The organism is Actinoplanes sp. CA-030573 (assembly GCF_050951115.1).
GTDB lineage: Bacteria > Actinomycetota > Actinomycetes > Mycobacteriales > Micromonosporaceae > Actinoplanes.
In genome coordinates this window covers 1,040,595-1,065,494 of the sequence record NZ_CP192038.1, presented here as the reverse complement: position 1 = coordinate 1,065,494, position 24,900 = coordinate 1,040,595, and the positions used below count along the sequence as shown (strand labels likewise).

Annotated in this window: 18 protein-coding genes; 7 read left to right on the top strand and 11 right to left on the bottom strand. The window is 71.5% G+C overall.

What is annotated here, in order from left to right:
* Positions 1–49 precede the first annotated feature (49 nt).
* Entirely contained in the window at positions 50–556 is a 507-nt protein-coding gene (locus ACQP2F_RS04900) for an N-acetyltransferase family protein (protein WP_433301023.1), read from the top strand.
* A 118-nt stretch (positions 557–674) separates the two neighbouring features.
* Here the strand turns inward: ACQP2F_RS04900 and ACQP2F_RS04895 are convergent, their stop codons facing one another.
* Both ACQP2F_RS04895 and ACQP2F_RS04890 read right to left on the bottom strand, forming a co-directional pair.
* On the bottom strand, positions 675–2,843 hold the full coding sequence (locus ACQP2F_RS04895) for a tetratricopeptide repeat protein (protein WP_433301021.1): 2,169 nt from the start codon (positions 2,841–2,843) through the stop codon (positions 675–677).
* A 325-nt stretch (positions 2,844–3,168) separates the two neighbouring features.
* Positions 3,169–3,465, bottom strand: coding sequence for a hypothetical protein (locus tag ACQP2F_RS04890; protein WP_433301019.1), 297 nt, complete (start codon positions 3,463–3,465; stop codon positions 3,169–3,171).
* Positions 3,466–3,646: 181 nt separating this feature from the next.
* On the opposite strand from ACQP2F_RS04890, the gene ACQP2F_RS04885 reads away from it, so the two are divergent.
* The gene (locus ACQP2F_RS04885) at positions 3,647–4,594 is read left to right on the top strand and encodes a S1C family serine protease (protein WP_433301017.1); all 948 of its coding nucleotides are present in this window, start codon (positions 3,647–3,649) and stop codon (positions 4,592–4,594) included.
* 1,045 nt (positions 4,595–5,639) lie between these two features.
* Here ACQP2F_RS04885 and ACQP2F_RS04880 read toward each other — a convergent pair.
* Entirely contained in the window at positions 5,640–6,998 is a 1,359-nt protein-coding gene (locus ACQP2F_RS04880; protein ID WP_433301015.1) for a cystathionine beta-synthase, read from the bottom strand.
* 3 nt (positions 6,999–7,001) lie between these two features.
* Entirely contained in the window at positions 7,002–7,346 is a 345-nt protein-coding gene (locus ACQP2F_RS04875) for a YkvA family protein (protein ID WP_433301013.1), read from the bottom strand.
* 137 nt (positions 7,347–7,483) lie between these two features.
* Between ACQP2F_RS04875 and ACQP2F_RS04870 the strand changes: the two genes are divergently transcribed.
* The 3 genes from ACQP2F_RS04870 to ACQP2F_RS04860 are packed head-to-tail and all read left to right on the top strand — an operon-like array spanning position 7,484 to position 10,623.
* Positions 7,484–8,515 carry an SGNH/GDSL hydrolase family protein gene (locus ACQP2F_RS04870; protein ID WP_433301011.1) on the top strand — a complete coding sequence of 344 codons (1,032 nt, stop codon included), beginning with the start codon at positions 7,484–7,486 and terminating at the stop codon, positions 8,513–8,515.
* Between the two features lie 27 nt (positions 8,516–8,542).
* Positions 8,543–9,331, top strand: a complete 789-nt coding sequence (locus ACQP2F_RS04865) for an SGNH/GDSL hydrolase family protein (protein ID WP_433301009.1) — start codon at positions 8,543–8,545, stop codon at positions 9,329–9,331.
* Between the two features lie 47 nt (positions 9,332–9,378).
* Positions 9,379–10,623, top strand: coding sequence for an acetyl-CoA C-acetyltransferase (locus ACQP2F_RS04860; protein WP_433301007.1), 1,245 nt, complete (start codon positions 9,379–9,381; stop codon positions 10,621–10,623).
* A gap of 597 nt (positions 10,624–11,220) precedes the next feature.
* Here ACQP2F_RS04860 and ACQP2F_RS04855 read toward each other — a convergent pair.
* The 6 genes from ACQP2F_RS04855 to ACQP2F_RS04830 form a co-directional block, all read right to left on the bottom strand.
* On the bottom strand, positions 11,221–11,511 hold the full coding sequence (locus ACQP2F_RS04855) for a hypothetical protein (protein WP_433301005.1): 291 nt from the start codon (positions 11,509–11,511) through the stop codon (positions 11,221–11,223).
* Positions 11,512–11,866: 355 nt separating this feature from the next.
* Positions 11,867–12,658 (bottom strand): Bax inhibitor-1/YccA family protein, encoded by a 792-nt coding sequence (locus ACQP2F_RS04850; protein WP_433301003.1) that lies wholly within the window; start codon positions 12,656–12,658, stop codon positions 11,867–11,869.
* 116 nt (positions 12,659–12,774) lie between these two features.
* Positions 12,775–15,195 (bottom strand): penicillin-binding protein, encoded by a 2,421-nt coding sequence (locus tag ACQP2F_RS04845; protein ID WP_433307349.1) that lies wholly within the window; start codon positions 15,193–15,195, stop codon positions 12,775–12,777.
* A gap of 85 nt (positions 15,196–15,280) precedes the next feature.
* Positions 15,281–19,225 carry a LamG-like jellyroll fold domain-containing protein gene (locus ACQP2F_RS04840; RefSeq protein WP_433301001.1) on the bottom strand — a complete coding sequence of 1,315 codons (3,945 nt, stop codon included), beginning with the start codon at positions 19,223–19,225 and terminating at the stop codon, positions 15,281–15,283.
* Between the two features lie 108 nt (positions 19,226–19,333).
* On the bottom strand, positions 19,334–19,501 hold the full coding sequence (locus tag ACQP2F_RS04835; protein ID WP_433300999.1) for a hypothetical protein: 168 nt from the start codon (positions 19,499–19,501) through the stop codon (positions 19,334–19,336).
* A complete protein-coding gene (locus ACQP2F_RS04830; RefSeq protein WP_433300997.1) occupies positions 19,474–19,638 on the bottom strand; it encodes a diguanylate cyclase domain-containing protein in 165 nt (54 codons plus the stop codon). The genes ACQP2F_RS04835 and ACQP2F_RS04830 overlap by 28 nt, the downstream gene beginning before the upstream one ends.
* Positions 19,639–20,012: 374 nt before the next feature.
* On the opposite strand from ACQP2F_RS04830, the gene ACQP2F_RS04825 reads away from it, so the two are divergent.
* Positions 20,013–21,215 carry a sensor domain-containing phosphodiesterase gene (locus ACQP2F_RS04825; protein ID WP_433300995.1) on the top strand — a complete coding sequence of 401 codons (1,203 nt, stop codon included), beginning with the start codon at positions 20,013–20,015 and terminating at the stop codon, positions 21,213–21,215.
* Between the two features lie 40 nt (positions 21,216–21,255).
* On the opposite strand, the gene ACQP2F_RS04820 is transcribed toward ACQP2F_RS04825, so the two are convergent.
* The gene (locus tag ACQP2F_RS04820; protein WP_433300993.1) at positions 21,256–23,073 is read right to left on the bottom strand and encodes a hypothetical protein; all 1,818 of its coding nucleotides are present in this window, start codon (positions 23,071–23,073) and stop codon (positions 21,256–21,258) included.
* Between the two features lie 167 nt (positions 23,074–23,240).
* Between ACQP2F_RS04820 and ACQP2F_RS04815 the strand changes: the two genes are divergently transcribed.
* Positions 23,241–24,863: a glycoside hydrolase family 44 protein gene (locus tag ACQP2F_RS04815; protein WP_433300991.1), complete on the top strand. Its 1,623-nt coding sequence runs from the start codon at positions 23,241–23,243 to the stop codon at positions 24,861–24,863.
* The last annotated feature ends 37 nt before the right edge of the window (positions 24,864–24,900 follow it).

The following is a 24,900-nucleotide window of genomic DNA, read 5'->3' as shown; positions in this document are numbered from 1 at the left end:
GTGTCCACGATCTGATCTCGGCACGCGACCCGGTCGCTAAAGTCCGGTGATGACTGCTTTGCTGCGTACGGGCGCGGACTCTGATCTTTTGGCGGTCGGGGCGCTGCATTTCCGATCGCGCGCCGACGCCTATGCGCACATCCTCTCGGCCGAGACCCTCGCGTCACTGTCGGCCGCCGCCCTCGCCGAGTGGTGGACCGAGCGCTGGAAGTGGGAGCGCGACACGCATCGGCTGACCGTCGCCGAGCAGTTCGACCGGGTCGTCGGCTTCACCTACGTCGGTCCGAGCGAGACCGAGGGCGCCGTCGAGCTGTACGCGATCCACGTCGATCCGGTGCTGGTCGGCACGGGCGTGGGGCGGCTGCTCATGGAGAACGCATGGACCCAGCTGACCGGGCTCGGCGGCGACCGGGCCGTGTTGTGGGTGCTCGCCGAGAACGAGCGGGCGCGCCGCTTCTACGAGAAGGCGGGCTGGCAGGCGGACGGCGCGACCCGGGTCGAGGCGATCGGGGGCGAGCCGGTGCCGCAGGTGCGTTACGGCCGCGAGCTGGGCTGATTGCTGTCCGGGTGGCCCCCAGTCTCCACCCGGACACTCCCCCGTGTTCCCTCTGCTCTCATGGTGCGGGGCGGCGCCGGGACGGCACAGGCAGCGGACCGGCAAAGGCACCGGCAAATCAGCCCGACAGCTCCAGGTGGAACCGTTCCCGCTCGTCGCCCTCGAGGCCGAACGCGTCGGCCAGCAGGCGGGCGGTCTCCGGGCGGGGCCGTCCGCCGCGGCCCGACTCGAGGTTGCGGATCGTGCGCACGCTCAGCCCGGTGCGCTCGGCCAGGTCCTCCTGCGACAATCCGCGACGCAGGCGGTGCGAGCGGATCCCGGGCGCGTCCGGCTTGGAGACCGGGGTGAGCTTGCCGCGGACGGCGGCGGCCTGCGGGTGCCCGAGATCGGCGAGGATCTCGTACGCCTCCCGCCAGCGCTCGCCCGCCGTCTCCTGATCGCCGAGCGTCTCGTAGAGGTCACCGAGGTGCCCGAGGATCTGCGCCTCGACGGCGGGGTTGCCGGTGCGCCGGGAGAGCCGCAGCCCCTCCTCGAACTGCCGGGCCGCCTCGTCGTGCTCGCCGGTCACCAGGTGGAGCAGGCCGAGGCTGTCCCGGGTGACCGACTCGTTCTCCCGGTCGCCGGCCGCGCGCTGCAACGTCACGGCCCGGTTGAAGTAGGGCAGCGCCGTGCGGTTGTCGCCGCGCTGCGCGTGGTACCAGCCGACGGCGAGCGCGGCCTTGCCCTCCCAGATCGCGTCGCCGAGCGAGCCGAACAACTCGAGCGACGTCTCGGCCTCGGCCAGCGCGCGCTGCTGATCGCCCTGCAGCCACCACAGATAGGACAGGATGAATCGGCACTCGGCCGTCCCGGCGACGTCGCCCGCCTCCTCGACCAGGCCCAGGGCGCGGCTCATGTGCAGCTGGGCCTCGGCGAAGCGCTGACGGCGGGCGTCGGCGACGGCGAGGAACGAGTACGCGTACGCCAGCGCCGGCCCGTCGGCGAGAGTGGTCGCCGCGTCGAGCGCCACCGCCCAGGCCGCCCCCTCGTCGTCCCAGCGGCGCTCCTCGTTCAGGAAGGAGTCGAGCGCCCAGCTCAGCTGCCAGGCCTGGGTGTCGAGGCCCTCGTCGCGCGCCTGCCGGACGGCGGCCAGCAGCGTCTCCCGCTCCCCGGTGAGCCAGGTCAGCGCCGCCTTCATGTCGCCGAGGGGACTCGGCCGCGCGTCGTCGGCGGGCTCGCCCAGCGTCATCGGGATCGGGGCCCGGCTCGGGTTGAGCACCAGATCGGCCTGGTACGCGGTGTGCGTGTAGTGGTCGAGCAGCCTGGTCAGGGCGGCCCGCCGCTCGGGTGAAGGGTCGTGCCGGCGGGCGAGCTCCCCGGCGTACGCGCGCAAAAGATCTTGAAGGTGGAAACGCCCGGGGCTGGGCTCGGCCAGGAGTGCCGTCTCGGTGAGCTCGCGCAGCAGGCGATTGGTCTCCGCGGGTGGGCGACCGATCAGCGCCGAGGCCGCGGCGAGCGCGATGTCGGGGGCCGCGACCAGGCCGAGAAGCCGGAAGAGACGGGCGGCTTCCGGGCTGAGACCGTGGTACGACCAGGAGAAGACCGCACGCAGGTCGTCCAGGGCCTCCAGGCGCCGGGACGGGCGGCGCAGCTCGGCGGTCAGCGCGGCGAGCGCGGCCAGCGGATGCCCGGAGGTGCGCACCCGGGCGGCGGCCAGGGTCACCGCGAGCGGAAGGCCGCCGCAGGCCCGCACGATGTCGACGGCCGAGGTGGCGGCGAGGGTGCCCACCCGCCGCTGGAAGAGCTCGATCGCCTCGGCCTCGGGCAGTCCGTCGAGCGCGATCGGGCGGGCGCCGACCGCGGCGACCAGGCCGGTCAACCGCCGCCGGCTGGTCACGATCGTCCTGGTCTCGGCGCCGGTCGGCAGCAGAGGCAGCACTTGGTCGTCGTCGCGGGCGTTGTCGAGCAGCAGGAGAAGCCGGCGGTCGGCGGTCTCGCCCCGCCACAGCGCCTGCCGGCCGTCGATGTCGGCGGGCATCCGGTCGGGGGTCACGCCCAGTGATTCGAGCAGGAGGCGAAGGACGTCGGCGGGCTCGCGCGGCTCGGCGCCACCGAAGCCCCGTAAATCCACATATAGACTAGTTTGATAGTTGATTGCCCTCGCCCCATGGACCGCGAGAGCGCTCTTTCCGCAGCCGGGCGGACCGGAGATCACCGTGACGGCGGCCGGCTCGCTCAGTGTGGCCAGCTCCTGCGTACGTCCGGTAAACGACGCGATGTCAGGGGGTAGTTGCGCCGGGGCGGACATGGCGGTCGCACCACCTCCATATTGGACCGCCCCAACTATAGGTGGACGGGAGCGCGCGACCGAGATATTGCGGGGGAACCTGTGGTCACGCGCTCCCGCCAACCGCCCCGCCCAAACCGGGGGTCGCGCCTGGCCGGAGGCGCTGGACCAGCGGAGGCGTGCCGGTCCTGAACCAGTTCAAGGGCGGGTCCTGTTGCGGGGATGCCGCGGCGCTGGCGGGGCGCTGCGGTGTCACCGCGGGGAGACGTCGGCCGGGCTGGGAAGCCGGGGCCTGCCGGGGGAGGTCAAGCTGTCGGCACGACGTCGAGCCTGGTATTTACTTGTGTCAGTCGAAGTAGCCGCGGTTGGTGCGCGAGCCCCGGACGCCGTGCCGGTCGCCGTTGAGGCCCGGCATCGCCCGGATGCTGTTCAGGTCGTGCCGGGCCGTCCACGCCTCGCGCCATGGACGGCGGGACGCTTCCTCCGCCCTCTCGGCCAGCCGGCGGGGGGCGCACGGCCAGCGCCATCCACACCAGACACAGTTGCCGTCGTGGTCGCCCTCGGCGTGGCGCCCGAGCATCTGCTGCGCGTCGCGCCAGAGCATCCGGTCCACAATGTCGGCCGGTGGGTCCGCGATGACCATCCGTCACTCTCCGTCGGGTTGTACTGCAACCTCCGGTACGACAGATACAACCGCACCGGGCGGCCGGCCCGCCGCACTTTCTGTCCGACTGTCGCGACTATCCGTGACCGGCCCTCTTTTGTTCGCCATGGGCGGACGTAGGCAGGGCATCGAGTGCCGCCGGGGCGTTGTTGAGGCCGTCATGGATACCGAACACACGGGCGTCGACCCGGCTGAGGCCCTCGACGCCTACAGCCGCGTCGTGACGGGTGTCGCCGCCAGCCTCCTGCCCTCGGTCGCCGCCCTCTCGGTGCGTACCGCCCGCGGCGCCGGCGCCGGCTCCGCGGTCACCTTCACCGACGACGGCTTCCTGCTCACCAACGCCCACGTGATCACCGGCGCGACCAGCGGCACCGCCGCCTTCGCCGACGGAACCGAGTCGAAGTTCGACGTGGTCGGCTCCGACCCCCTCTCCGACCTCGCCGTCGTGCGGGTCCACAACTCCGGCGCGCCGGCCGCCCCTCTCGGCGACGCCGACACCCTCAAGATCGGCCAGCTGGTCGTGGCCGTCGGCAACCCGATGGGCCTGGCCGGCTCGGTCACCGCCGGCGTAGTTTCCGGCCTGGGCCGTTCCCTGCCGGCCCGCGACGGCCGCCGCATCCGCATCATCGACAGCGTCATCCAGACCGACGCGGCCCTCAACCCCGGCAACTCGGGCGGCGCCCTGGCCGACGCCACCGGCACGGTCGTGGGCATCAACACCGCCGTCGCCGGTTACGGCCTGGGCCTGGCCGTCCCGATCAACACCACCACCCGCACCATCATCGGCGAGCTGGTCGCCTCGGGCCGCGTGCGCCGAGCTTGGCTCGGGGTGGCCGGCGTCCCCACGCCGCTACCGCCCGCGCTGGCCGAGCGCCTGGGCCAGAAGCTCGGGCTGCGCGTGGTCGAGGTCGTCCCCAGCAGTCCGGCCGGCACGTCCGGCATCTACCTGGGCGACGTCTTGATCTCGGCCGGCGGCCAGCCCATCCAGACAACGCAGGCGCTGCAGCGCCTGATGCTGGGTCCCGCGATCGGCAAGAGCCTTCCGATCACGCTGCTGCGCAAGAACGCCCTGGTAGACGTCGTGACGGTGCCGGCCGAGCTGAACTGACCGGCGCGCCCTTTGCTCTGCTTACCGATACGCGCGAGCGTGGGTAGGCAGAGCGCGCACGCCCGCGGTTCGGCAGGCATCGGGAGTCCGCGCCGGACCCGTCAATCCGACCGTCGCCGGCGCCGTTTCGGCCACCAACCCCTAGATCCTGTTGATTTCGCACTCGGCGCCGGGCGGGAAGGCTTCAACGCTTACTCGATCTGGGTCTCGTCACGCCTAGTCGCGCATGGCCAGCTCACCATGCATGACCGCCCCAGCCGCGCATGGCCAGCTCACCACGCATGACCGACCCAGCCGCGCATGACCGATCCGCTCCGATGCCACCGGACCGCCCGGATGCCACCGCTCGAATACCACCGCGCCGCTCCATGCCACCGAGCCGCTCGAATGTCACCGGCACCACCGGGCCGTCCGGACGCCGCCGGCACGAGCCCAGCCCGCGGCAAACCGACACACGCGCGATCTTGTTGAGTAAGCGCATACCAACAGCGGTAAGTCTTCATCGCGGAGCCACACCGAGCATCTCGATCATGCCTGTCCTCTGGCGCCGCGGCCTCATCCCTGACGGCGCCTGCCGCCCCCGCCGCCCCAACACCCCACGGCCGACGCACCCGCGACGACCCGAGGATTCTTCGCGCCGCCGGGTACACCCCACCCACCCAGGGGGCCGACCAGCCACAAATCAGTGTGCGGGATGGCGTCTGCACAGTGTCAAATCGCGCCTGTGGACAAGGACGCCGACGCGACTGCGGCGCGGCACCTGCACAGTGTCAAATCGCGCCTGTGGACAAGGACGCCGACGCGACTGCGGCGCGGCACCTGCACGGTGTCAAACCGCGCCTGTGGACAAGCGCCGCGCCGCCGCGGCGGCACGGCGCCGAACGCGGGGCTAGTGGACAGCCCGGTAAAACGTGGTCGCGGCGGACAAGACCGGCAGTCGCACGGCGCCAGCGAGTGTGAACGAGCGAAGCGGCACCCAACCGCCGCAGAAGAGATCCGCCCGCGGTCACCCCACGAAAGAGACAACCGCGGGCGGACACACCGCTCAAGTCAGATGAGCGAGCAGATCCTGCCTGGTCAAAACCCCAGCCGGCTTGCCGTCGATCAACACCATTGCGGCGTCGGCCTTTTCGAGCAACGACACGGCCTCGCTCACCGGCTGACCGCCGCCGATCATCGGCAGCGGGTCGCCCATGTGGCGCTCTATGGTGTCGTGCAGGTGGGCCTGGCCGGTGAACAACGCGTCCATCAGCGCCTTCTCCGCGATCGAGCCGGCCACCTCGCCGGTCACCACCGGCGGCTCGGCCTTCAGCACGGCCAGCTGCGAAACGCCGTACTCGCGCATGTAGTCGATCGCGTCGCGGACGGTCTCGGTCGGGTGGACGTGGATCAGCGGTGGCATCCGGCCGTCCTTGCCCGCCAGCGCGTCGGCCACCGTCGGGGCGTCGCCGCCCGTACGCAGGAAGCCGTAGCGTGCCATCCAGTCGTCGTTGAAGATCTTCGACAGGTAGCCGCGGCCGCCGTCGGGGAGCAGGACCACCACGACGTCGTCGGGGCCGGCCTTGCGGGCCACCTCGAGCGCGGCGACCACCGCCATCCCGCACGAGCCGCCGACCAGCAGGCCCTCCTCGCGGGCCAGGCGCCGGGTCATCTCGAACGAGTCGGAGTCGGAGACCTCGATGACGTCGTCGCAGATGTCGCGGTCGTACGCGGTCGGCCAGAAGTCCTCGCCGACGCCCTCGACCAGGTACGGCCGGCCGGTGCCACCGGAGTAGACCGAGCCCTCGGGGTCGGCGCCGATCACCCGTACCGGACCCTGTTCTTTGAGAAATCGCCCGACGCCGCTGATCGTGCCGCCCGTGCCGACGCCCGCCACGAAGTGCGTGATCTTGCCGTCGGTCTGCTTCCACAGCTCGGGACCGGTCTCCTCGTAGTGGGAGCGCGGGTTGGCCGGGTTGCTGTACTGATCGGGCTTCCACGCGCCGGGCACCTCGCGGGCCAGGCGGTCGGAGACGTTGTAGTAGGAACGCGGGTCCTCGGGGGCCACCGCGGTCGGGCAGACCACGACCTCGGCCCCGTACGCCCGAAGGACGTTCTGCTTGTCCTCGCTGACCTTGTCGGGACACACGAAGATGCATTTGTAGCCGCGCTGCTGCGCGACCAGAGCCAGGCCGACCCCGGTGTTTCCGCTGGTCGGCTCGACGATGGTGCCACCGGGCCGGAGAATCCCGTCCCGCTCCGCGTCGAGCACCATCCGCAGCGCGATCCGGTCCTTGACCGAGCCGCCGGGATTGAAGTACTCGACCTTGGCCAGCACCGTGGCTTCGATGCCCTCGGTGACGCGATTGAGCTTCACCAGGGGTGTGTCACCGATGATCTCGACGACGTTGTCGTAGTAACGCACGCTTTAGATTACGACGACGCGGTCCCGCTGCTTCTCCCACTCCAGGAAGCGCTCGGTTTCGGCCAGCACCGCGCCGGCCAGCCAGGTGATCATCACGGCGTCGTCGGCGAGACCCAGGACCAGCAGGAACGCCTCGGGAACGAGGTCGATCGGCGAGGCGATGTACGCCGCGGCGGCCGCCATCATCGCGACGCGGACACCTCCGTCGTACTCCCCTTTCGCCGTCGCCTTGAGCATGCGCGGCAGCGCGGCGAGTCGTTTGCTCACCGAGGGACCGCCCCGGACACCGGCCGTCAGTTGCTTGGCCAGCGCCGTGAACGCCGCCGTCCTTTTCAACGTCTTCGCCATCGCTTCCCCTCTCCGCAACTCCAGCATGACGTGCGCGCGCCACGATTGCGTTGCCCAAAAGTCTGACGTGACTTTGATTTACCCTTCGCCCGTACGAGTTAGCCTCGAAATCCAAGCCGGATCTGGGAGGGGGACCCGTGAGCGGCATCGAGTTCACCGCGGAGGACTGGCGGCGGCTCAAGCTGGCCGGTCAGATCCTCGGCGGCGTCACCGGCGGGCTCGCCGTGCTGACCGCGGGCTCGGCGGGGCTGCTGCTCCGGCAGGCGGCCGACGCGCGGCGGGTGATTCCGCTGGCCGAGGCGCCACCGCCGCGGGGTGACGGGGTCTACGGGGCGAAGTTCGGCGGCAAGCCGATCACCATGGTCATTCTCGGCGATTCCTCGGCGGCCGGGTACGGCGTGCACCGTCCCCGCGAGACACCCGGCGCCCTGCTCGCGACCGGCGTGTCGCGCCGCCTCCGCCGCCCGGTACGCCTCTACCGGGTAGCCGTGGTCGGCTCGATGTCCTCCGGCCTGCCGTATCAGGTGGACGCCGCGCTCGAGTACGAGCCGGACGTCGCGGTGATCCTCATCGGCGGCAACGACGTCACCCACTTCTCGGCCCGGGAGCAGGCCGTGCGCTACCTCGGCGACTCGGTGCGACGGCTGCGCGAGGCCGGCTGCCGGGTCGTGGTCGGCACCTGTCCCGACATCGGCGCGATCCAGCCGATCAAGCCACCGCTGCGCTGGCTCGCCCGCAAGTGGAGCCGCGATCTGGCCGCCGCACAAACTGTCGCGGTGGTCGCGGCCGGCGGGCGTACGGTGTCGATCGGCAATTTGCTCGGCCCGATGTTCGAGGCGGACCCGGTGCGGATGTTCAGCTCCGACCACTTCCACCCGTCGGCCGAGGGCTATGCGCGGGCGGCGTCGGTGGTGCTGCCGACGTTGCTGGCACTGCTGGGCGAAGAGGAACGACCGGTGGCGGCGGTGGGTGATCTCGAAACCGCGGCGCAGGAGGCCGTACGCGCGGCCGGCACCGAGGTCAGTCCGGCCAAGCCGGACGGGCGCCGCGCCACCCTCCGGCGGCATCCGTGGTTCGGCGAGCCGCGCACCTGGTTCGGGCACAAGGCACCGGTTCCGAGCGGCCCTTCCGCGACCGGAGCCGTAGGGTGGACCCCAGCGGATCATTAGGCCGGGGGTCAGGCAGGGAGGCGAGAGATGGCGGGGCTGAACGCACGGATCGGCAAGGCGGCGGCCACCGGTCTGCTCGCCGGCGCGGTGGGTGGCATGGCGCTTCTGGCCGGCGAGGTGCTGGCGGCCAAGGCGCGGCGCTACGCGAAGCCGACCATGGGCCTGGCCCTGCGCACGTCGATGGGCAAGGTCTCGGCGCCCACCCTGCGGCTGGTGCTGCTCGGCGACTCGGCCGCGATCGGCGTCGGCGTCGAGTGGCTCTCCGAGACGGTCGGCGGCCAGCTCGCGCGGCTGCTCGCCGAGGGCACGCCCGAGACCGGCGAGCGGCACGTGCTGCTGTCGAGCGTGGGCGTGGCCGGCTCCCGCTCCGCCGACCTGGCGACCCAGGTCGCCCGCGCGCTGCTCGGCGACCGGCCGGACGTGGCCGTGGTGCTGATCGGCGCGCACGACGCGACCAGCATGCGCAGCCCCGAGGAGTCGGCCGAGCTGCTCGGGCAGGCCGTGCGCCGGCTGCGGGACGCGGGCGTACGGGTGGTCGTCGGCACCTGCCCCGACCTCGGCGCGCTGCGGGCGATCGCGCCGCCGCTGCGCCAGGTGGCCGGCCTGATGGGCCGCCGGATGGCGAAAGCGCAGATCAAGGCGGTGCAGGCGGCCGGCGGCGCGGTGGTCGACCTGGCCGAGGAGACCGGCGCCGTGTTCCGGGCCGACGCCGGCACGTTCTGCTACGACGGCTTCCACCCCTCGGCCGACGGCTACCGGGTCTGGGCCCACGCGCTGTATCCGGCGGTCGCCAAGGCAGCTCTCAGCCCGCTGTGACGAAGTTGCACTCGCACGGCATGTTACTGACCGGTTAACGTGGGGACATGCCGGAAGCTGTCATCGTCGCCACCGCCCGCTCCCCGATCGGCCGCGCCGTCAAGGGATCGCTGAAGGATCTGCGTCCCGACGACCTCGCCACCACGATCGTCGACGCGGCGCTGAAGAAGGTGCCGCAGCTCGACCGCACCCTGATCGAGGACCTCTACCTCGGTTGCGGCCTGCCCGGCGGTGAGCAGGGCTTCAACATGGCCCGCGTCGTCGCCACCAAGCTCGGCCTCGACGGCCTCCCCGGCGCCACGATCACCCGGTACTGCTCATCCTCGCTGCAGACCAGCCGCATGGCCTTCCATGCGATCAAGGCGGGCGAGGGCGACATCTTCGTCTCGGCCGGCGTCGAAACCGTTTCCCGGCACGCGCGAGGCAGCTCCGATGGGCTTCCGTCGGCCGCGCAGGAGCTCGTCGGCGGCGGCTGGGAGAACCCGTTCTTCGCTTCCGCCCAGGAGCGGACCGCTTCGTTCGCCCAGGGCGGCCGCACCTGGCACGACCCGCGCGACGATGGCGACGTTCCGGACATTTACATCGCAATGGGTCAGACCGCCGAGAACCTGGCGCAGATCAAGGGCATCTCGCGCGAGGAGATGGACGAGTTCGGCGTACGCAGTCAGAACCTCGCCGAGAAGGCCATCGCCGACGGCTTCTGGGACCGCGAGATCACGCCCGTGACGCTGCCCGACGGCACCGTCGTGTCGAAGGACGACGGCCCCCGCCCCGGCGTCACCATCGAGGGCGTGTCCGGCCTCAAGCCGGTGTTCCGCCCCGACGGCCGGGTCACGGCCGGCAACTGCTGCCCGCTCAACGACGGCGCCGCGGCCGTGGTCATCATGAGCGACACCAAGGCCCGCGAGCTGGGCATCACGCCGCTGGCCCGGATCGTCTCGACCGGCGTCACCGCCCTCTCCCCCGAGATCATGGGCCTGGGCCCGGTGGAGGCGTCGAAGCAGGCCCTGTCGCGCGCCGGCATGACCATGGCCGACGTCGACCTGGTCGAGATCAACGAGGCGTTCGCGGCCCAGGTCATCCCGTCGTACCAGGACCTTGGCATCCCGATCGAGAAGCTGAACGTCAACGGCGGCGCGATCGCGGTCGGCCACCCCTTCGGCATGACCGGCGCCCGCATCACCGGCACGCTGCTGAACTCCCTCGACTGGCACGACAAGAGCATCGGCCTCGAGACGATGTGCGTAGGCGGCGGCCAGGGCATGGCGATGGTCCTGGAGCGCCTGAGCTGAGCTGCTGACGCTCCGCGGTTTTCCGCCGGGTTCGGTCTGCCACGAGCGGCCGGGCTCGGCGGTTTTCATTGCCCGTCCGTCGCTTCCCCCGTCACCCCGCCCTCTCGAGGGTCACGCCGGCCCCGCGCTCGCCGTTCGCCCGCTCTCGCTCTCGCCGATGTTGATGACTCCCAGCGAGACGACCAGCCGAAATCATCAACATCGCGGGCTGGAAGGGGCCGCGCGAGCGTGGGCGCCCAGCATCCCGGCAATTTGATGATTGGCAGCGCAGCGGGCCACCCATCTCATCAAGATTGCGGGTGAGCCGAGCAGCAGCAGCCCCCTCGCGCGTGCGGGCAGGCGCGGGCGGGCGCCGGCGCGACCGGGCAGCCGTAGGCGTTCAACCTCCCGGCCGACCTTGATAACTCGCAGCGCAACGGGTCACGGAACCTATCAAGATCGCAGCAGGGAGCCGGGCGCCAGCACCCAAACGAGCCCTGCGGGGCGCGGGCGGGCGGACGCGGGCGAGCAAGCGGGGCGAGCAGGCGCGGTCGGGCAGGCGGCGCGGGCGGGCAGGCGCGGTCGGCGGGGGGCGTAGCGAAGCGGGGCGTGTGGTGGTTAGAGGGCGGCGCGGAGGTTTTCTACGGCCTCTGCCGCCTCGGCCAGGACCGGTGGCGGCGGGGCGGCGGCCAAGAGGTCGTCGGCGAGGACTCGGAGCTGGTCGGGGAGGACCATGTCGTGCTCGCGTGGGAGGGGGCGACGGGGGCGGCCCTCGGCGTCGGCGGCCAGGTCGGCCAGCAACTGTGCCAAGGCGAAGGTCTGGTCGGATCGGTGACCCCGCCAGCGCGGCTGCTCCCAGTGGCGCACCTGGGTGAGTAGGCGCTCGATCGAGGTCGCGAAATCGGTCACGCGCCGAGCGTAGCCGTCGCCACCGAGGCCGAGGGAGACCGCGCGAGGACGCCGGCAACCGAACCCGGGGCAAGCAGAGCGCGGCGACGCCGGCAACCGCGCCGCAGGCAAGCAGAGCGCGGCGACGCCGGCAACCGCGCCGCAGGCAAGCAGAGCGCGGCGACGCCGGCAACCGCGCCGCAGGCAAGCAGAGCGCGGCGACGCCGGCAACCGAGCCGGAGGCAAGCGGAGCGCGGCGACGCCGGCGACCGCGCCGAAAGCGGCGCTGCGGCGGGCGGGCGCGCGGCGGGAACACGACGGCGCCCGGGTCGTGGGAGGACGACCCGGGCGCCGGGGTGCAACGGCGAGGGGACTACTAGTCTCGGCTGCTGCCCTGCAAGTAGCTCAGCAGACGCAGGATCTCGAGGTACAGCCAGATCAGGCCAACCAGGATGCCGAACGCGCACGTCCACGAGTAACGCTGCGGGAGGCCCATGCGGACGCCCTGCTCGATCTGGTCGAAGTCGAGGATGAAGCTCAGCGACGCGACCACGATGCAGACGACGCTGAACAGGATGCCGATCAGGCCGTTGTCGCGGATGCCGGTGTTCACGCCGAAGAGCGACAGGACGAAGTTGATCAGCATGAGGGCGAACAGGCCGCCGATCGTGGCGATCAGGCCCTTGGTGAAGCGGGGCGTCGCCCGGATCACGCGGGACTTGTAGAGCATGGCCATCAGGAAGAAGACGCCGAAGGTGGCGACCACCGCCTGCAGGACGATGCCGTGGTAGAAGGACTCGAAGGCCTTGCTGACCATGCCGACGAAGGCGCCCTCGACCACCGCGTAGGCCACCACGAGCGCCGGGTTGGCCATCCGCGAGAACGAGATGATCAGGCCGAGGACCAGGCCGACGATGGCGGCGCCGATCCAGGCCGGGCCCTGCAGCGAGTCGGGGATCAGGTTCCACGCGGCGATCGCCGAGATGCCGGTGATGCCGAGCAGCACGACGGTCTTGACGACCACGTCGTCGATCGTCATGGCCTGGGCGACCGGCGGAGCCGCGTAGCCCGGCGTGGTCGGGTACGGCTCACCATATCCGTACCCGGCGGCCCGCTGCTGATCGGCCGCCTGGCCCAGCCGGGTGAGAACCGGGTTCGAGGATTTCACTGCGTCCAGCCTCCCTTGAGGTTGAAGCACGTCATGTGTGCGACTGTTCCAGGGTACGGGGTCCGTCCCGCGGATGCCTGCGACAGAAGCTGTGAGCAGGCTGGGAAGATATCCGTCTACCTACGCGGGGGCGGGAAGATCGGCGGCGGCGTCTGGCCGGGGCCGGGCAGCGTGGGCGGGGGCACCGCGCCCTTGCCGTTGCTGACCTCGATCTCGACCACGCCGCCCTTGATCGTGCGGCCACTGGGATTGGTGCCGGCCGCGGTGCCGGCGGGGCACTTCGAGTCGACCGACGACGAGCTCAGCCAGACCGAGAACCCGGCGTTCTCCAGGCGGTTCCGGGCGCTCGAGACCGAGTCGCACTCCACGTCGGGAATGCGGCGCTGATCCCCGTACGCGATCTTGCGGTTCTCGGGTTTCTTGAATTGGATCTTGGGCTTGCCCTTCATGTAGTCGGCAAGCGTGTAGTAAACAGCGGGATTGACCTGGTAGTGGCGCAAGTGGTCGGAATGGTTCTGATAGTCCGGGTTGACGAGATAGCCGGCGACCACCAGCGACGTCGTGCCCGCGATCAGACCGGCCGTGCGGTCCTTGTCGGTGGTGCCGGTCTTGCCGAAGACGGGATGACCGACCACCGACCGTACGGCGCCGGCCGTCGCGCCGTGGCACGAGCCCAGCTGGGCCGAGTCGCCCACCGGGCAGCGCGTCGCGTCGAGCGCCGCCCGCGCCACGTCCTTGCTGGTCGCGCGCATGCAGTGGGATCGGCCGACGTCCAGCTTCTCGCCACTCTGGGTGCTGATCCGCTCGATCGGCGTGGGCTCGCAGTACATGCCGTCGGCGGCGAGCGTCGCGTACGCGTTCGCCATGTCCAGCGGCGTCGTCGCCGACACGCCCAGCGTGAACGCCCCCCACTGGTGCGCGCGGCCGGGCGAGGCGTACCCGGCGTCCTCGTCCGAGCGGAACTGCACGCCGAACCGCTTGGCCACGGCGACCACGTTCTCGGCGCCGACCCGCTCCTCGAGCGGCACGAAGAACGTGTTGATCGAGCGGCCGAACCCGGTCCACATGTTGTAGATGCCCTCGCCGCCGCCACCGGAGTTCATCGGGCACCAGAAGTGGGTGCCCTCGCACGCGGAGTCGCTGCCGGGCTCGATGATGTAGTGCGTCTTCGCCTGCTTCTCCGCCTTGATCGTGTACGCCAGGGGGTAGCCCTTCTCCAGGGCGGCCACCATGGTGAACATCTTCATGACCGAGCCGGCCTGGTACCCGGTGATGTCCCCGCCGCCGGTGAGCAGCGGGTTCGTCGTGTTCGGATAGGTGCCCCGCTTGCCCTGCCGGGCCTTGCGCGGGTCGGCCGAGATCCCGTTCTGCGGATGGGCGGGATCGTCGAGCTTGTACCGCCGGTTCGCCGCCAGCGCCCGGACCTTGCCGTCGCCGGGCTCGACCGCGGCGATCAGCAGGGCGTTCTTGCTCGTGTCCTTGATCTGCTCGGCGATCCGCTTACGGGCGCTGGCCTGCGCCTTGACGTCGAGGGTGGTGGTGATCCGGTATCCGCCGCTCTTCAGGCGACGCTCCCGGTCGTACGGCGTCTGGCCGAACTCCTCCCGGCCCATCCACCAGCGGTAGAAGTAGTCGCAGAAGAAGCCCCACATGTTCTTGGCCACCGAGACGCAGCCGTTCGCGATCGGCTTGGCCTTGCTCGGGATCGCTTCCTTGATCGCCTTGGCGGCCTGGGCCTGGGTGATCGACCCCATCTCGACCATGCCCGGGATGACGTAGTTGTTGCGCCGCTCGGACAGCTCCTTGTGGCCCTCGGCGCTGGTCGGGTTGTAGCTGGTCGGCGCCTTCACGATGGCGGCGAGCATGGCGGCCTGGCCGATCGTGAGGTCCTTGGGCTTCTTGTTGAAGTAGACCTGGCTGGCGGCGAAGACCCCGTACGCCTGGTTGCCGAAGGGCGCGATGTTCAGGTAGCGCTCGAGGATCTGGTCCTTGGTGAGCTCCTTCTCGACCTGCAGCGCGTACTTCATCTCGGTGACCTTGCGCTTGGGTGTGTCGACGGTGGCCGCCACCACCTCCTGCGGGTTGGTCGCCGAGTAGGCCAGCGACATGCGTACCCACTGCATGGTGATCGTGGAGGCGCCCTGCTTGGACTTGCCGTTGTTGTTGTTGACCAGGGCGCGGGCGACACCCTTGATGTCGACGCCGCGGTGGTGGAAGAACTCGCGGTCCTCGGCGGCGACGATCGCATCGCGCATGTACGGCGAGATCTCCTTCAGCGGTACGTCGCTGCGGAACTCGTCGTAGAACTGCGAGATCTGGGTCTTGTTGTCGGACGCGTAGATGCGGGTGATCTGCGGCGAGCTGAAGTCCTTGAGCTCACTGGGGAGGCTGGCGAAGGTCTCGCCGCCGGCCTTGGCGGCCAGGCCCGACATCGCGGCCGCCGGGAAGACCCCGGCCGCCACCACGACTCCGGCGAGGGCGCCGCAGATCAGCAGGTTTGTCGTATTGAGGAAGATGTTGTGATCACGCCGGCGCATCCAGGACGTCACCGCATCACCATCCGCGACTCGACTGACTCGGTTGTCAGACTGTAGAGATTCGAGTCAATCAAACATCTCCATGTCAAGACCTCCAGGTCACGACGACCGCCGTGGTGGCGCGCAGCGGGTGCCCGGCCCGGTCCACGGCGACCACCTCGTACGACCATCGGCCGGGCCGGTGAGCCACCTTCACGGCGCAGCTCAGGCCCGTCCGGCACGACTTCAGCACCCGGGTGTGGCGACCCTGGAGCTCGACGATGCGCAGCTGGGCGCCGGCCGGCCAGGAGCCCTTCGCGACGCCGGTCAGGGTGATCGCCTTGCCCGCCTTCGGACGGCGGTTGCTCACCGTGAGGCCGAGCGTCGCGCTGCGGACGGTGAGCGTCACCGTGGCCGAGGACGACGGGAAGGAGCCGCTGCCGGCGTACGTGACCCGCAGGTGGTGCGTGCCCGGCGCCGCCACCGGGATGGTCAGCGTGGCTTGGCCGGTGCCGTCGAGTGTGGGCCGGCCGAGCACCCGGCTGCCGTCGGCGAAGGTCACCACGCCGGTCGGGATGCCCGCCGCCGACGAGACCCGGGCGGTGAGCCGGACCGGGCCATACCCCGGAGCCGGGTTGGGCGACGCCGTCAACTGGGTGGTCGTGGTGACGGGTGGCGTGACCGGTGGGGTGACCGGAGGAGTGACGGGCGGGGTGACCGGCGTGGAGGGAGTCCGAACATATTGGACGCTGGCGGAGGGCGCCGAGGTGCCGCCGGGGCCGGTGACCCGGACCGCGGCGGTGCCGGTGCCGGCCGGGACGGAGACGGTGAGCGCGTACGGCGAGAGGATCGTGAAGGCCGCGGCCCGGCCACCGACCGAGACCGCGGTGGTCGCGCCGAAGCCGGCGCCGGTGACCGTGACGGCGCCGCCGGCGGCCGGCACCGCGGCCGGCGCGACGGCGTCGACCCGCGGCGCCGCCGGGGTGGCGATCGCGCAGGGCAGGCGCAGGAGCAGGCCGAGCGCCGGCGGCGGCAGGGTGAACGGCCCGGCCTCGGCGGCGCCGGCGCAGGCCGGGGAGGTCGCGGTCACCTTGTACGTGCCGGCCGCCGCGTCCCAGTGGAAGGCGCCGCTGTCGCCGGTCGTCTCCGGGTTGACCGACGGGGCGATCGCGTCGCTGCCGCTCGGCACCGGTTCGAAGACACCGCCGGCGTTCTGCCGGCTCAGGGTCACGGTCGCGCCGGCCACCGGCGAGCCGTTGCGGTCGACGACGTTGCCGCTGGGGTCGATCAGCACGTCGAAGTGCTCGGCCTTGATCGCGTCCTGGAGAAGCTTGTTGATGAGGTACGCCGCGAGCACGCCGCCCACGATGAGCAGGACGCCGCCGCCGGTCAGCCCGATCCCGCCGACCAGCAGCCCGGCGTCGAAGCCGCCGAGCGTGATCGCCTCGCCGGTGACCACCATGTCGCCGAGGTCGAGGACGGTGCCGAGCAGGGCGGAGACGAGCTCGCCCTCCTCGACCGCGGTGGCGCCGGCCGAGGCGTCCACGATCGTTCCCCACAGCTGCGAGTAGGTGATGCCGGCCTGGAAGTAGCGGATCGTGTCGACCGCCACCGCGCCATAGTTGATCCTCGGGCCGGTCGCCGGGCCGCCGCCCGAGTACGTGGTGAGCTGCTGGGCGCCGCTGTTGGCGGGCAGGGTCACGTTCACCCGGGTCGACGAGACGTACTCGACGTGGGCCGGGACGGTGCCGACCAGGGCCGCGGTGCTCGGGGTGAAGCCGGTGCCGGTCACCGCGACCACGGTCCCGGCCGTGTTGCCGTCCGAGACGTTGGTGATGTGCGAGTAGTGGAACGTGCCGAGCGTGCGGCTCGCTCCGCCGGCGAGCCGGACACTCAGCGGCACGTCCCCAGTGCCGGCCGGGCTGGTGAGCACGAACAGGCGGGACTGGTTGCGGCTCCATTTCGCGGCGGCCGCCGAGCCGAAGGCGAAGCCGGTGACCGCGGAGTCGTCGATGTCGTCCGGCAGGTGCACCACCACGGTGGTGCCGCCCGCGCCGTCGCCGCCGGTCGGCGCGAACGTCAGCTTCGGCTCGCAGCTGATGAACGGGGTGACCTGCGCGGTGCCGTGCATCGGCGCGAGCGCCGGGATCAGGCCCACGTACTTCCCGGAGCCGGCCGGCGACTCGCGCAGCGAGAAGACCCGGCGGCGCAGCGTGCCGGTGGCGGTGTCGGGGGCGACCATCAGCAGCAGGCCGGAGCCGTTGGCGCAGCCGGTGGTGCGGTAGACCGACGGCTCCGACCAGTTGATCTGCGGTACGCCGGTCTGGGTGCCGCCGGTCGGGCTGGTCAGGGACGCACCCGGGGGCAGGGCCGGCACCGGCAGCGCGATGTCCAGGGTGGTCGTGTCGGCGGTCTCGGCGACCACGACCGGGACGGTCGCCAGGGAGCTGGTCGAGCCGGGGCCGCTCGGCGGCGGGAACGCGGTCACGCCGTACGGGCCGGCCGGCACCGTCATCCGGTAGACGCCGTTGAGGTCGGTCACCGCGGTGAAGCAGCTCGCCGGGGTCTGGCAGGCCTGCACCCGGGAACCGGCCGCGGCCTGGCCGCCCGCGTCCACCCGGCCGGTGAGGATCACCCCGGTGGCGCCGGAGAGCGCGACCGCATAGTGCCGGGCGATCCTTTCGGCGGCCAGCGCCGAGGGATAGATCGAGACCTCGTCGACGGCGCCGTGGTAGACGGTCCGCAGGGGCGCGTCGGCGCCGCTCAGCGACACGTTCGCGGTGGTGCTCACCGCGGCGCCGTCGACGTAGAGCGCGACCGTGCGGGCGCCGGCGTCGTAGGCGTACGCGACCTGGTGCCAGCCGCCGTCGGTGAGCGTGGCCAGCTCGTTGCGCGCCTCGGCCCGGTTGCCGGTGGCGTCCCGCAGCCGCAGCGCGGCGTCGCCGACGCAGCCGTTGTCGGCCAGCACCGACAGTCCGTTGACGGTGAGGTAGCCGGCGGCGCCGCACGGGCTGCTCTCCTGGCCGCCTTTGACCCACAGCTCGACGGTCTGCGACGCGGCCGGGCCGGGCAGCTCGGTCGCGCTCGCGGCCAGGCCGCGTCCGTCCGGGTCGGCCTGCATGGCCACGGCGCCGGCCGGCCCGGCGCCCTGCACGGCGGCGGTGCCCGGGGAGCGCGTGCCGTTGCCGCAGTTGCCGGAGGCGTCCAGGGCGACCCGGGCGCCGGTGGCCTCGTCGAGCGGGAAGTAGCGGACCGCGCGGTCGGCGCGCACGACGTTGCCGTACGCGGTGGTCGAGGCGGGCGCGCACACCGCCCCGGTTACCTGGGCCGCGGTGTAGTGGGCGGCGAGCCGGCTCGGCGCCAGCGCGGCCGGATAGACGGCCAGCTCGTCGATCCCGCCGGTGAAGCGGGTCTGCAGCGGCGCCGGCGAGCCGGTCAGCGTGACGCCGGTGGTGACGTCGACGGCCACGCCGTCGACGAAGAGGGTGACGGTGTGGGCGGGTGCGTCGTAGGCGTACGCGATCTGGTGCCAGGAACCGTCGGTGAGCACCACCAGCTCGTTGTTCGCGCCCGCCCGATTGCCGCCGGCGTCGGCCAGGCGCAGCGCGCCGGCGCCGACGCAGCCGTTGTCGAGGTACAGCGAGAGCCCGTTGAGACCGAGGTATGACGAGGATCCGCAGGTGGCGACGTCGGACGCCTGACCCTGCACCCACATCTCGACCGTCTGCGACGCACCGGCCGCCGGCAGCCCGCTCGCCGGGACGGTCACCACGTTGACGTTGCCCCCGGACCGCAGCGAGCCGTTGGCCTCCGAGCCGAGCGCGCCGTCGGCCCGGTACACGGCGTCGGCCGCGATGGCGCCCGTACGACCGTGTCCCGACGAGTCGGCGGCGGTGCTGCCGCTGTCGTCGAGCCGCAGGTAGACGGCGGGGTCGTCGGCCTTGACCGCGGCCGGGTAGGCCGGCTCGGTCGCGGCCGACGCCGGCCGGCCCGCCGCCACGAGCAGGCCGCTGACCAGCAGGGCGACGCCGAGGAACGATCGTTTGCGCACGCTAGGTATCTAAGGCGAGCACCCGTCGTACCGGATCATGCGCTTCCCCATCCTCGGCCGACGCCCGGCCGATCTTTCGACCCGATCGGCTCGCTTCGACCCGGCCGGTCAGGTTCCGGCCGCGGCCAGGTCGCCCTCGGTGCGGTGCAGGACCCAGTCGTCGGTGGCGCCGCGCTTGGCCGAGTACATCGCCACGTCGGCGCGGCGGAGCAGCTCAGCGGCGTCGCAGTTCTCGGCCTGCTCGCCGGTCACCGCGACGCCGATGCTCGCGCGCAACCGCACGGCGTGGCGGCGAGGGTCAGCGGCCGCCGGCAGTCGGCCAGGATGCGGTCGGCCACCCCGGTCGCCTCCGCCGCGCTGCCCACCGTCGGCAGCACGACGGCGAACTCGTCGCCGCCCAGCCGGCCGGGCACGTCCGAGGCGCGTACGGTGCGGCCGGGCGCTGAACGACAGCAGCGCGGCGAGCAGCAGCGGAACGACCGCCAGGCGGCCGGCGAGGGCCAGCACCATCAGCGGCGACCAGGTCCGGATGCCGAGCGTGAACACCAGCGAGAATCCGACGCCACCGGCGATCAGGGCGACCAGGGCGACGCTGACCAGGCGCCAGGGCCGGCGGGCGCGAGGACGGCGAACACCACGTACGGCAGAACCCGTGCCGCCCGCTTGCTCACGCTGCGTTCCTTCCGATGGCTTTCGAACCTTTCATCGGCGATACGGGGGTTGAGCTGAGCGGCTCGATGCCCGTTCCGCTCAACCGGCGGCCGCCGGAGCCGATAGGTGCTCTGTCGTGGCAGTAGTGACCGAGGAGATGTCGATGGCGCAGCGCACCGAAGCGGCGCAACAGGTCGCCGAACTGCTACAGACCGCCCGCGAGGCGCTGGGCTTGGATCTGGCGTTCCTGAGCCGGCTGGACGGCACCGTGCAGCACCTCGAGGTGGTCGAGACCGAGTTGCCGGTGCCGGACGGCACGACGCAACGCCAAGAGACCTCGTTCTGCCAGGCGATCATCGACGGCACGCTGCCGGCGGTCATCCCGGACGTCACCCGTTTCCCGGGGGCCATGCGGCTTCCCGCGACCGAGCAGGGCATCCGCAGCTTCATCTCCGTGCCGGTCGAGCTGAGCGACGGCACCCTGTACGGCACCTTCTGTGGCGCCGGACTCACCGCCGACCCGGGACTGGCCGAGCGCGACCGCGCCCTGATGCAGGTGCTGGCGCGGGCCGCGGCGCTGATCCTGGAACCGGACGTCCGGCACCGCCGCCGCACCGCCGCGGTCGAGAGCCGGCTGCGCCCGCTGCTCGAGACCGGCCCGGTGGTGCTGCTGCAGCCGATCGTCGACCTGGCGACCGGCCGCCGGGTCGGGACCGAGGCGCTCAGCCGCTTCCCGGCGGAGTGGAACCAGCCGCCGGACGAGTGCTTCGCCGACGCCGCGCTGATCGGCGAGCGGGAGCGACTCGAGCTCGCGGCGCTGCGGCGGGCCGCGGACTACCTGCCGGACGTGACCGGATACATCGCCATGAACATCTCTCCGGCCACGCTGTTCACCCCCGGCGCCGTCGAGTGGCTGTCGGGTCTGCCGCTCGACCGCATCGTGCTGGAGCTGTCCGAGCACGACCCGATCGACGACTACGGGCACCTGGCGGCCGTGCTCCGGCCGCTGCGGACCCGGGGCATGCGCCTGGCGATCGACGACGTCGGCGCCGGGTTCTCCTCGCTGCGGCACATCGTCGCCACCGCGCCCGACGTCATCAAGCTCGACCGCAGCATCGTCAGCGGGGTCGCCGGCGACGCGGTGCTCGCCGTGGTGACACGTGCGCTGGTCGACCTGGCCCGGGCGGTCGACGCCAAGGTCGTCGCCGAGGGCATCGAGACCGAGGCCGACGCGGTCGCGCTGGCCGGCCTCTGCGTCGATCTCGGCCAGGGCTGGCATTTCGGCAAGGCGACAACCGTGGCCGAGCTGCGCGACGACTATCGGCTCGCCCCGGTCTAGCGCGGCCCGGCGCGGCCGCCGAACCTTGCTCCGCGCCCGTTCAGCCCGGCCCCGCGCCCCGGTCCAGCCGCGTGGCTCCGGCTTGCGGAAGCTGGCCGGCGGTGAAGGCGATCCGCTCGGCCAGGACCGGGCTCGCCTGGGCCAGGTCGTGCCGCATGATGTCGAGCACCAGCTGGACCCGGGTGATCGGATCGCCGGGCCCGATGCGCGGCCACGCGTGGCTCTTGGCGAACCGCCGATTGATCTCGGCCAGCCGTTCGGCGCACCGCTGCACGGCGTCGTAATAGGCCTGCTCCCAGGAGATCAAAATCGTGTCGACCTGCTGGTACGCCTGGCCGGACGCCGGCGGGGTCGGCGTGGCGAGCGGTGTGCCCTCGGAGACGGTCGCCTCGATCTCCAGCGCGTAGTTGCCATCGGCCGGGTCGGCGGTCAGCACCAGCGTGTTCGCGGTCACCGACCAGGTCAGCGTGACGTTCTGCGACTGCTGGGTCTTGCTCGTCGGCCGCGGATACGTCGAGACGGCCGGCACGCTGACCGTCGGCCCGGCGCCGAGCGGCACGCCGTTGACGCGCCACGACGCCCGCGGGTTGTCGTAACCGAACGACGTCGCCGTACAGGTGAGCTGGGTGTGTTGATGGTCGATGAAGTAGCGATAGTCGCCGCGGCCACAGATGAGGATCGGCACGTCGTGCGCGACGCCCTCCTCGGCGAGCTCGCTGTACCCGCCGACCGCGACGTCGACGGTGACGGCCCCGGCGTGCAGCAGATCGGCACCGCCCAGGGTGAGATCGACCTGGCCCAGGTCGTCGTCCACGTCGTCGACCCGGACGACGAAGTCACCCGAGGGTGAGTGCCAGTCGGCGTCGCCGGACGTGATCGGCAGCGGCAGGACGCCCTCGTAGACGACGACCGGATCCTTCTCGAGGTCGTACGTGCCGGCGGGGAACTCGTCGAGGCTCTGGAACGAGTGGATGACGACCCCGGGCGAGGTCAGCCCCTTGTCCCAGTCGACGGCGCGACGCAGCTCCACGGTGTAACCCTGCCGGCCGCCGGTCACCCCCGCACCGGCGACGGCGACGGCCAGCACCGGGTGGTTGCCGTGCGTCAGGTCGCGGGCCCGCAACGTCACGGAGCGCCGCCACCCGGCCGTGATCGTCCCGAGCTGCCGGCAGTTCGGCGTGCCGGCGAAGTCGGCGATGTTCGAGTACAGCGTGGCGGCGGCCGGCATCGGCGCCATGCTCGCCCAGAAGTTGTCGCCCGTCGGCGGCCCGCCCACCTGCGCGGTCTGCTTGAAGGTGGCGGTGGTGTTCCCGTAGAACTGCGCGGACATGATGCAGTACGGGTCGTTGTACGGCTGCGGGCTCGGCTGGCCGCCGCGATAGCCCCAGGTGTGCTGAATGCCGAGGGCGTGGCCGTACTCGTGCGCGTAGAAGTCGTGGTTGCTGCCCTCGTACAGCACACAGAAGGGCCACTTGCCGTTCAGCTTGCTCGGCGACGACCCGGCATCCTGCGGGTTGCTAGCCGACGGCGCCACCCAGACGACGATGCCGCGGAAGTCATCGAGCGGCCACCCTTCGTCGAGCGCCTGCTTCACCGCCTGCGCCGCGATCGCACCGCGCAGATAGTTGACGCCGGCCGGCGGCGCGTTGAACCCGGCGAGCTTGCGCCAGGGAAAGACCTGCGTGCCGCGTACGTCGATGGCACCGTACGAGCAGTATTCCCAATATTGCCCGATTCCCCACCAAGGCGTCCCGAGCGGAAAGAACAGGCGATTGAGGACGTTGTCGTCGTAGCTGAGGCCGATCGGGGTGTCGCCCTGAAAGGGCGTGTCCGACCAGGCGAATTTGAGCACTGCCATCGGAAATTGCGCCATGTCACGCTCCGGGCCGCCGCAAGGGCCCTCATCGTCGCAGCGTGGGCGCAACACCGAAACCGCTGCGTCGGGTTGGCGACCTTCTTGACCAGGGGGCCGCAGCCATTCTTTAATCGAAGTTCATCTATAGGTATGTGCTTCGGGAGTCTTCGATGGGTCTTCAACGGTGGGGAGCGGTCGGCGCGGCGGCGACTCTCGTGGCGGGCGCGCTCGCCTTCTCGTCCCCGGCCGCCGCGGCGACCGGGCTCACCCTCTCGCTGAACGTGTCCGCCGCCCGGCACCCGATCAGCCCGGACATCTACGGGCTCAACGGCGCCGACCCCGCGTTCGCCGCCGAGATCGGCATGCCGGTGGCGCGCTGGGGCGGCAACGCGAGCAGCCGCTACAACTTCCGGAACCACACGTACAACACCGGCAGCGACTGGTTCTTCGAGAACATCGTCGCGGGCGACAGCAACACGCTCGAGTCGTTCGTGCGGACCAACCGCGACCGCGGTACCAAGCAGGTGGTCACCGTGCCCATGATCGGCTGGGTGGCCAAGGACTCGCCGTCGTCACACCCGTTCGCCTGCGGGTTCCCGGCGACCCGATTCCCGCAGCAGGACCAGTTCGACCAGTGGGACGCCAACTGCGGCAACGGCAAACTCAACGGCTCGAACCTCACCGGAGCGGTGCCCACCGACACCTCGATCCCGGCCGACGCGTCGTTCGACGGCGAGATGGTCTCGCACCTGGTCAGCCAGTTCGGCACCGCGGCCAACGGCGGCGTCCGGATCTACGAGCTCGACAACGAGCCGGTGCTGTGGAGCTCCACGCACCGCGACGTGCACCCCGACGCGGTGACCTACGACGAGCTGGGCGGCAAGGGCACCGCGACCGCCGCCGCGATCAAGGCGGCCGACCCCACCGCGGCGGTGCTGGGCCCGTCGGGCTGGGGTTACTGCGAGTGGGTCGCCTCCGGGGCGGACGGTTGTGCGCCGGGCGCCGACGCGGCCGCGCACGGCGGCCTCAACCTCTCCCAGTGGTACCTCAAGAACATGAAGGACTACGGCGACGCCCACGGCGGCAAGCGCTTCCTCGACTACTTCGACCAGCACTACTACCCGCAGATCAGCGGCGGCACGGACCCCGGGTCGAACGCGCTGCGGCTCCGGTCCACCCGGTCGCTGTGGGATCCGGCGTACGTGGAGGAGTCGTGGATCGGCCCCAGCGGCGTCAACGCGCCGCCGCTGCAGTTCATCCGCACGATGAAGGCGTGGGTCGCGCAGTACTACCCGGGCACGAAGGTGGCCATCACCGAGTACAACTGGGGCGCGCTGGACGACATCAACGGCGCGCTCGCCGAGGCCGACGTGCTCGGCATCTTCGGGCGCGAGGGACTCGACCTCGCCACCATGTGGGGCGAGCCGCAACCGGCGCAACCCGGCGCGTACGCCTTCCGGATGTACCGCAACTACGACGGCGCCGGCAGCCGGTTCGGCGACGTGAGCGTCTCCGCGACCAGCAGCGACCAGGGGCAGTTGGCGATCTACGGCGCGCAGCGCTCGTCGGACAAGGCGCTGACCGTCATGGTCGTCAACAAGACGGGCGGCGACCTGACCGCGCCGCTGTCCGTAGCCGGCTTCCACCGCACCGCCACGGCGCAGCGGTTCACCTACAGCCCCGCCGACCTGACATCAATCGTTCGGGGTGACGACCTGTGCGTGGACCGCGGCACGGTCACCGCGACATACCCGGCAAACTCCATCACTCTGCTGGTTCTGCCCCGGCGATGACGACCGGCCGGGGCGGAGCGCGCCCCGGCCGTGACTC

Excerpts from the sequence above, each read along its gene's own strand:
- ACQP2F_RS04900 (WP_433301023.1), top strand. The coding sequence starts at position 50 with ATGACTGCTTTGCTGCGTACGGGCGCGGACTCTGATCTTTTGGCGGTC.
- ACQP2F_RS04895 (WP_433301021.1), bottom strand. The coding sequence starts at position 2,843 with ATGTCCGCCCCGGCGCAACTACCCCCTGACATCGCGTCGTTTACCGGA.
- ACQP2F_RS04890 (WP_433301019.1), bottom strand. The coding sequence starts at position 3,465 with ATGGTCATCGCGGACCCACCGGCCGACATTGTGGACCGGATGCTCTGG.
- ACQP2F_RS04885 (WP_433301017.1), top strand. The coding sequence starts at position 3,647 with ATGGATACCGAACACACGGGCGTCGACCCGGCTGAGGCCCTCGACGCC.
- ACQP2F_RS04875 (WP_433301013.1), bottom strand. The coding sequence starts at position 7,346 with ATGGCGAAGACGTTGAAAAGGACGGCGGCGTTCACGGCGCTGGCCAAG.
- ACQP2F_RS04865 (WP_433301009.1), top strand. The coding sequence starts at position 8,543 with ATGGCGGGGCTGAACGCACGGATCGGCAAGGCGGCGGCCACCGGTCTG.
- ACQP2F_RS04860 (WP_433301007.1), top strand. The coding sequence starts at position 9,379 with ATGCCGGAAGCTGTCATCGTCGCCACCGCCCGCTCCCCGATCGGCCGC.
- ACQP2F_RS04845 (WP_433307349.1), bottom strand. The coding sequence starts at position 15,195 with ATGCGCCGGCGTGATCACAACATCTTCCTCAATACGACAAACCTGCTG.
- ACQP2F_RS04820 (WP_433300993.1), bottom strand. The coding sequence starts at position 23,073 with ATGGCAGTGCTCAAATTCGCCTGGTCGGACACGCCCTTTCAGGGCGAC.
- ACQP2F_RS04815 (WP_433300991.1), top strand. The coding sequence starts at position 23,241 with ATGGGTCTTCAACGGTGGGGAGCGGTCGGCGCGGCGGCGACTCTCGTG.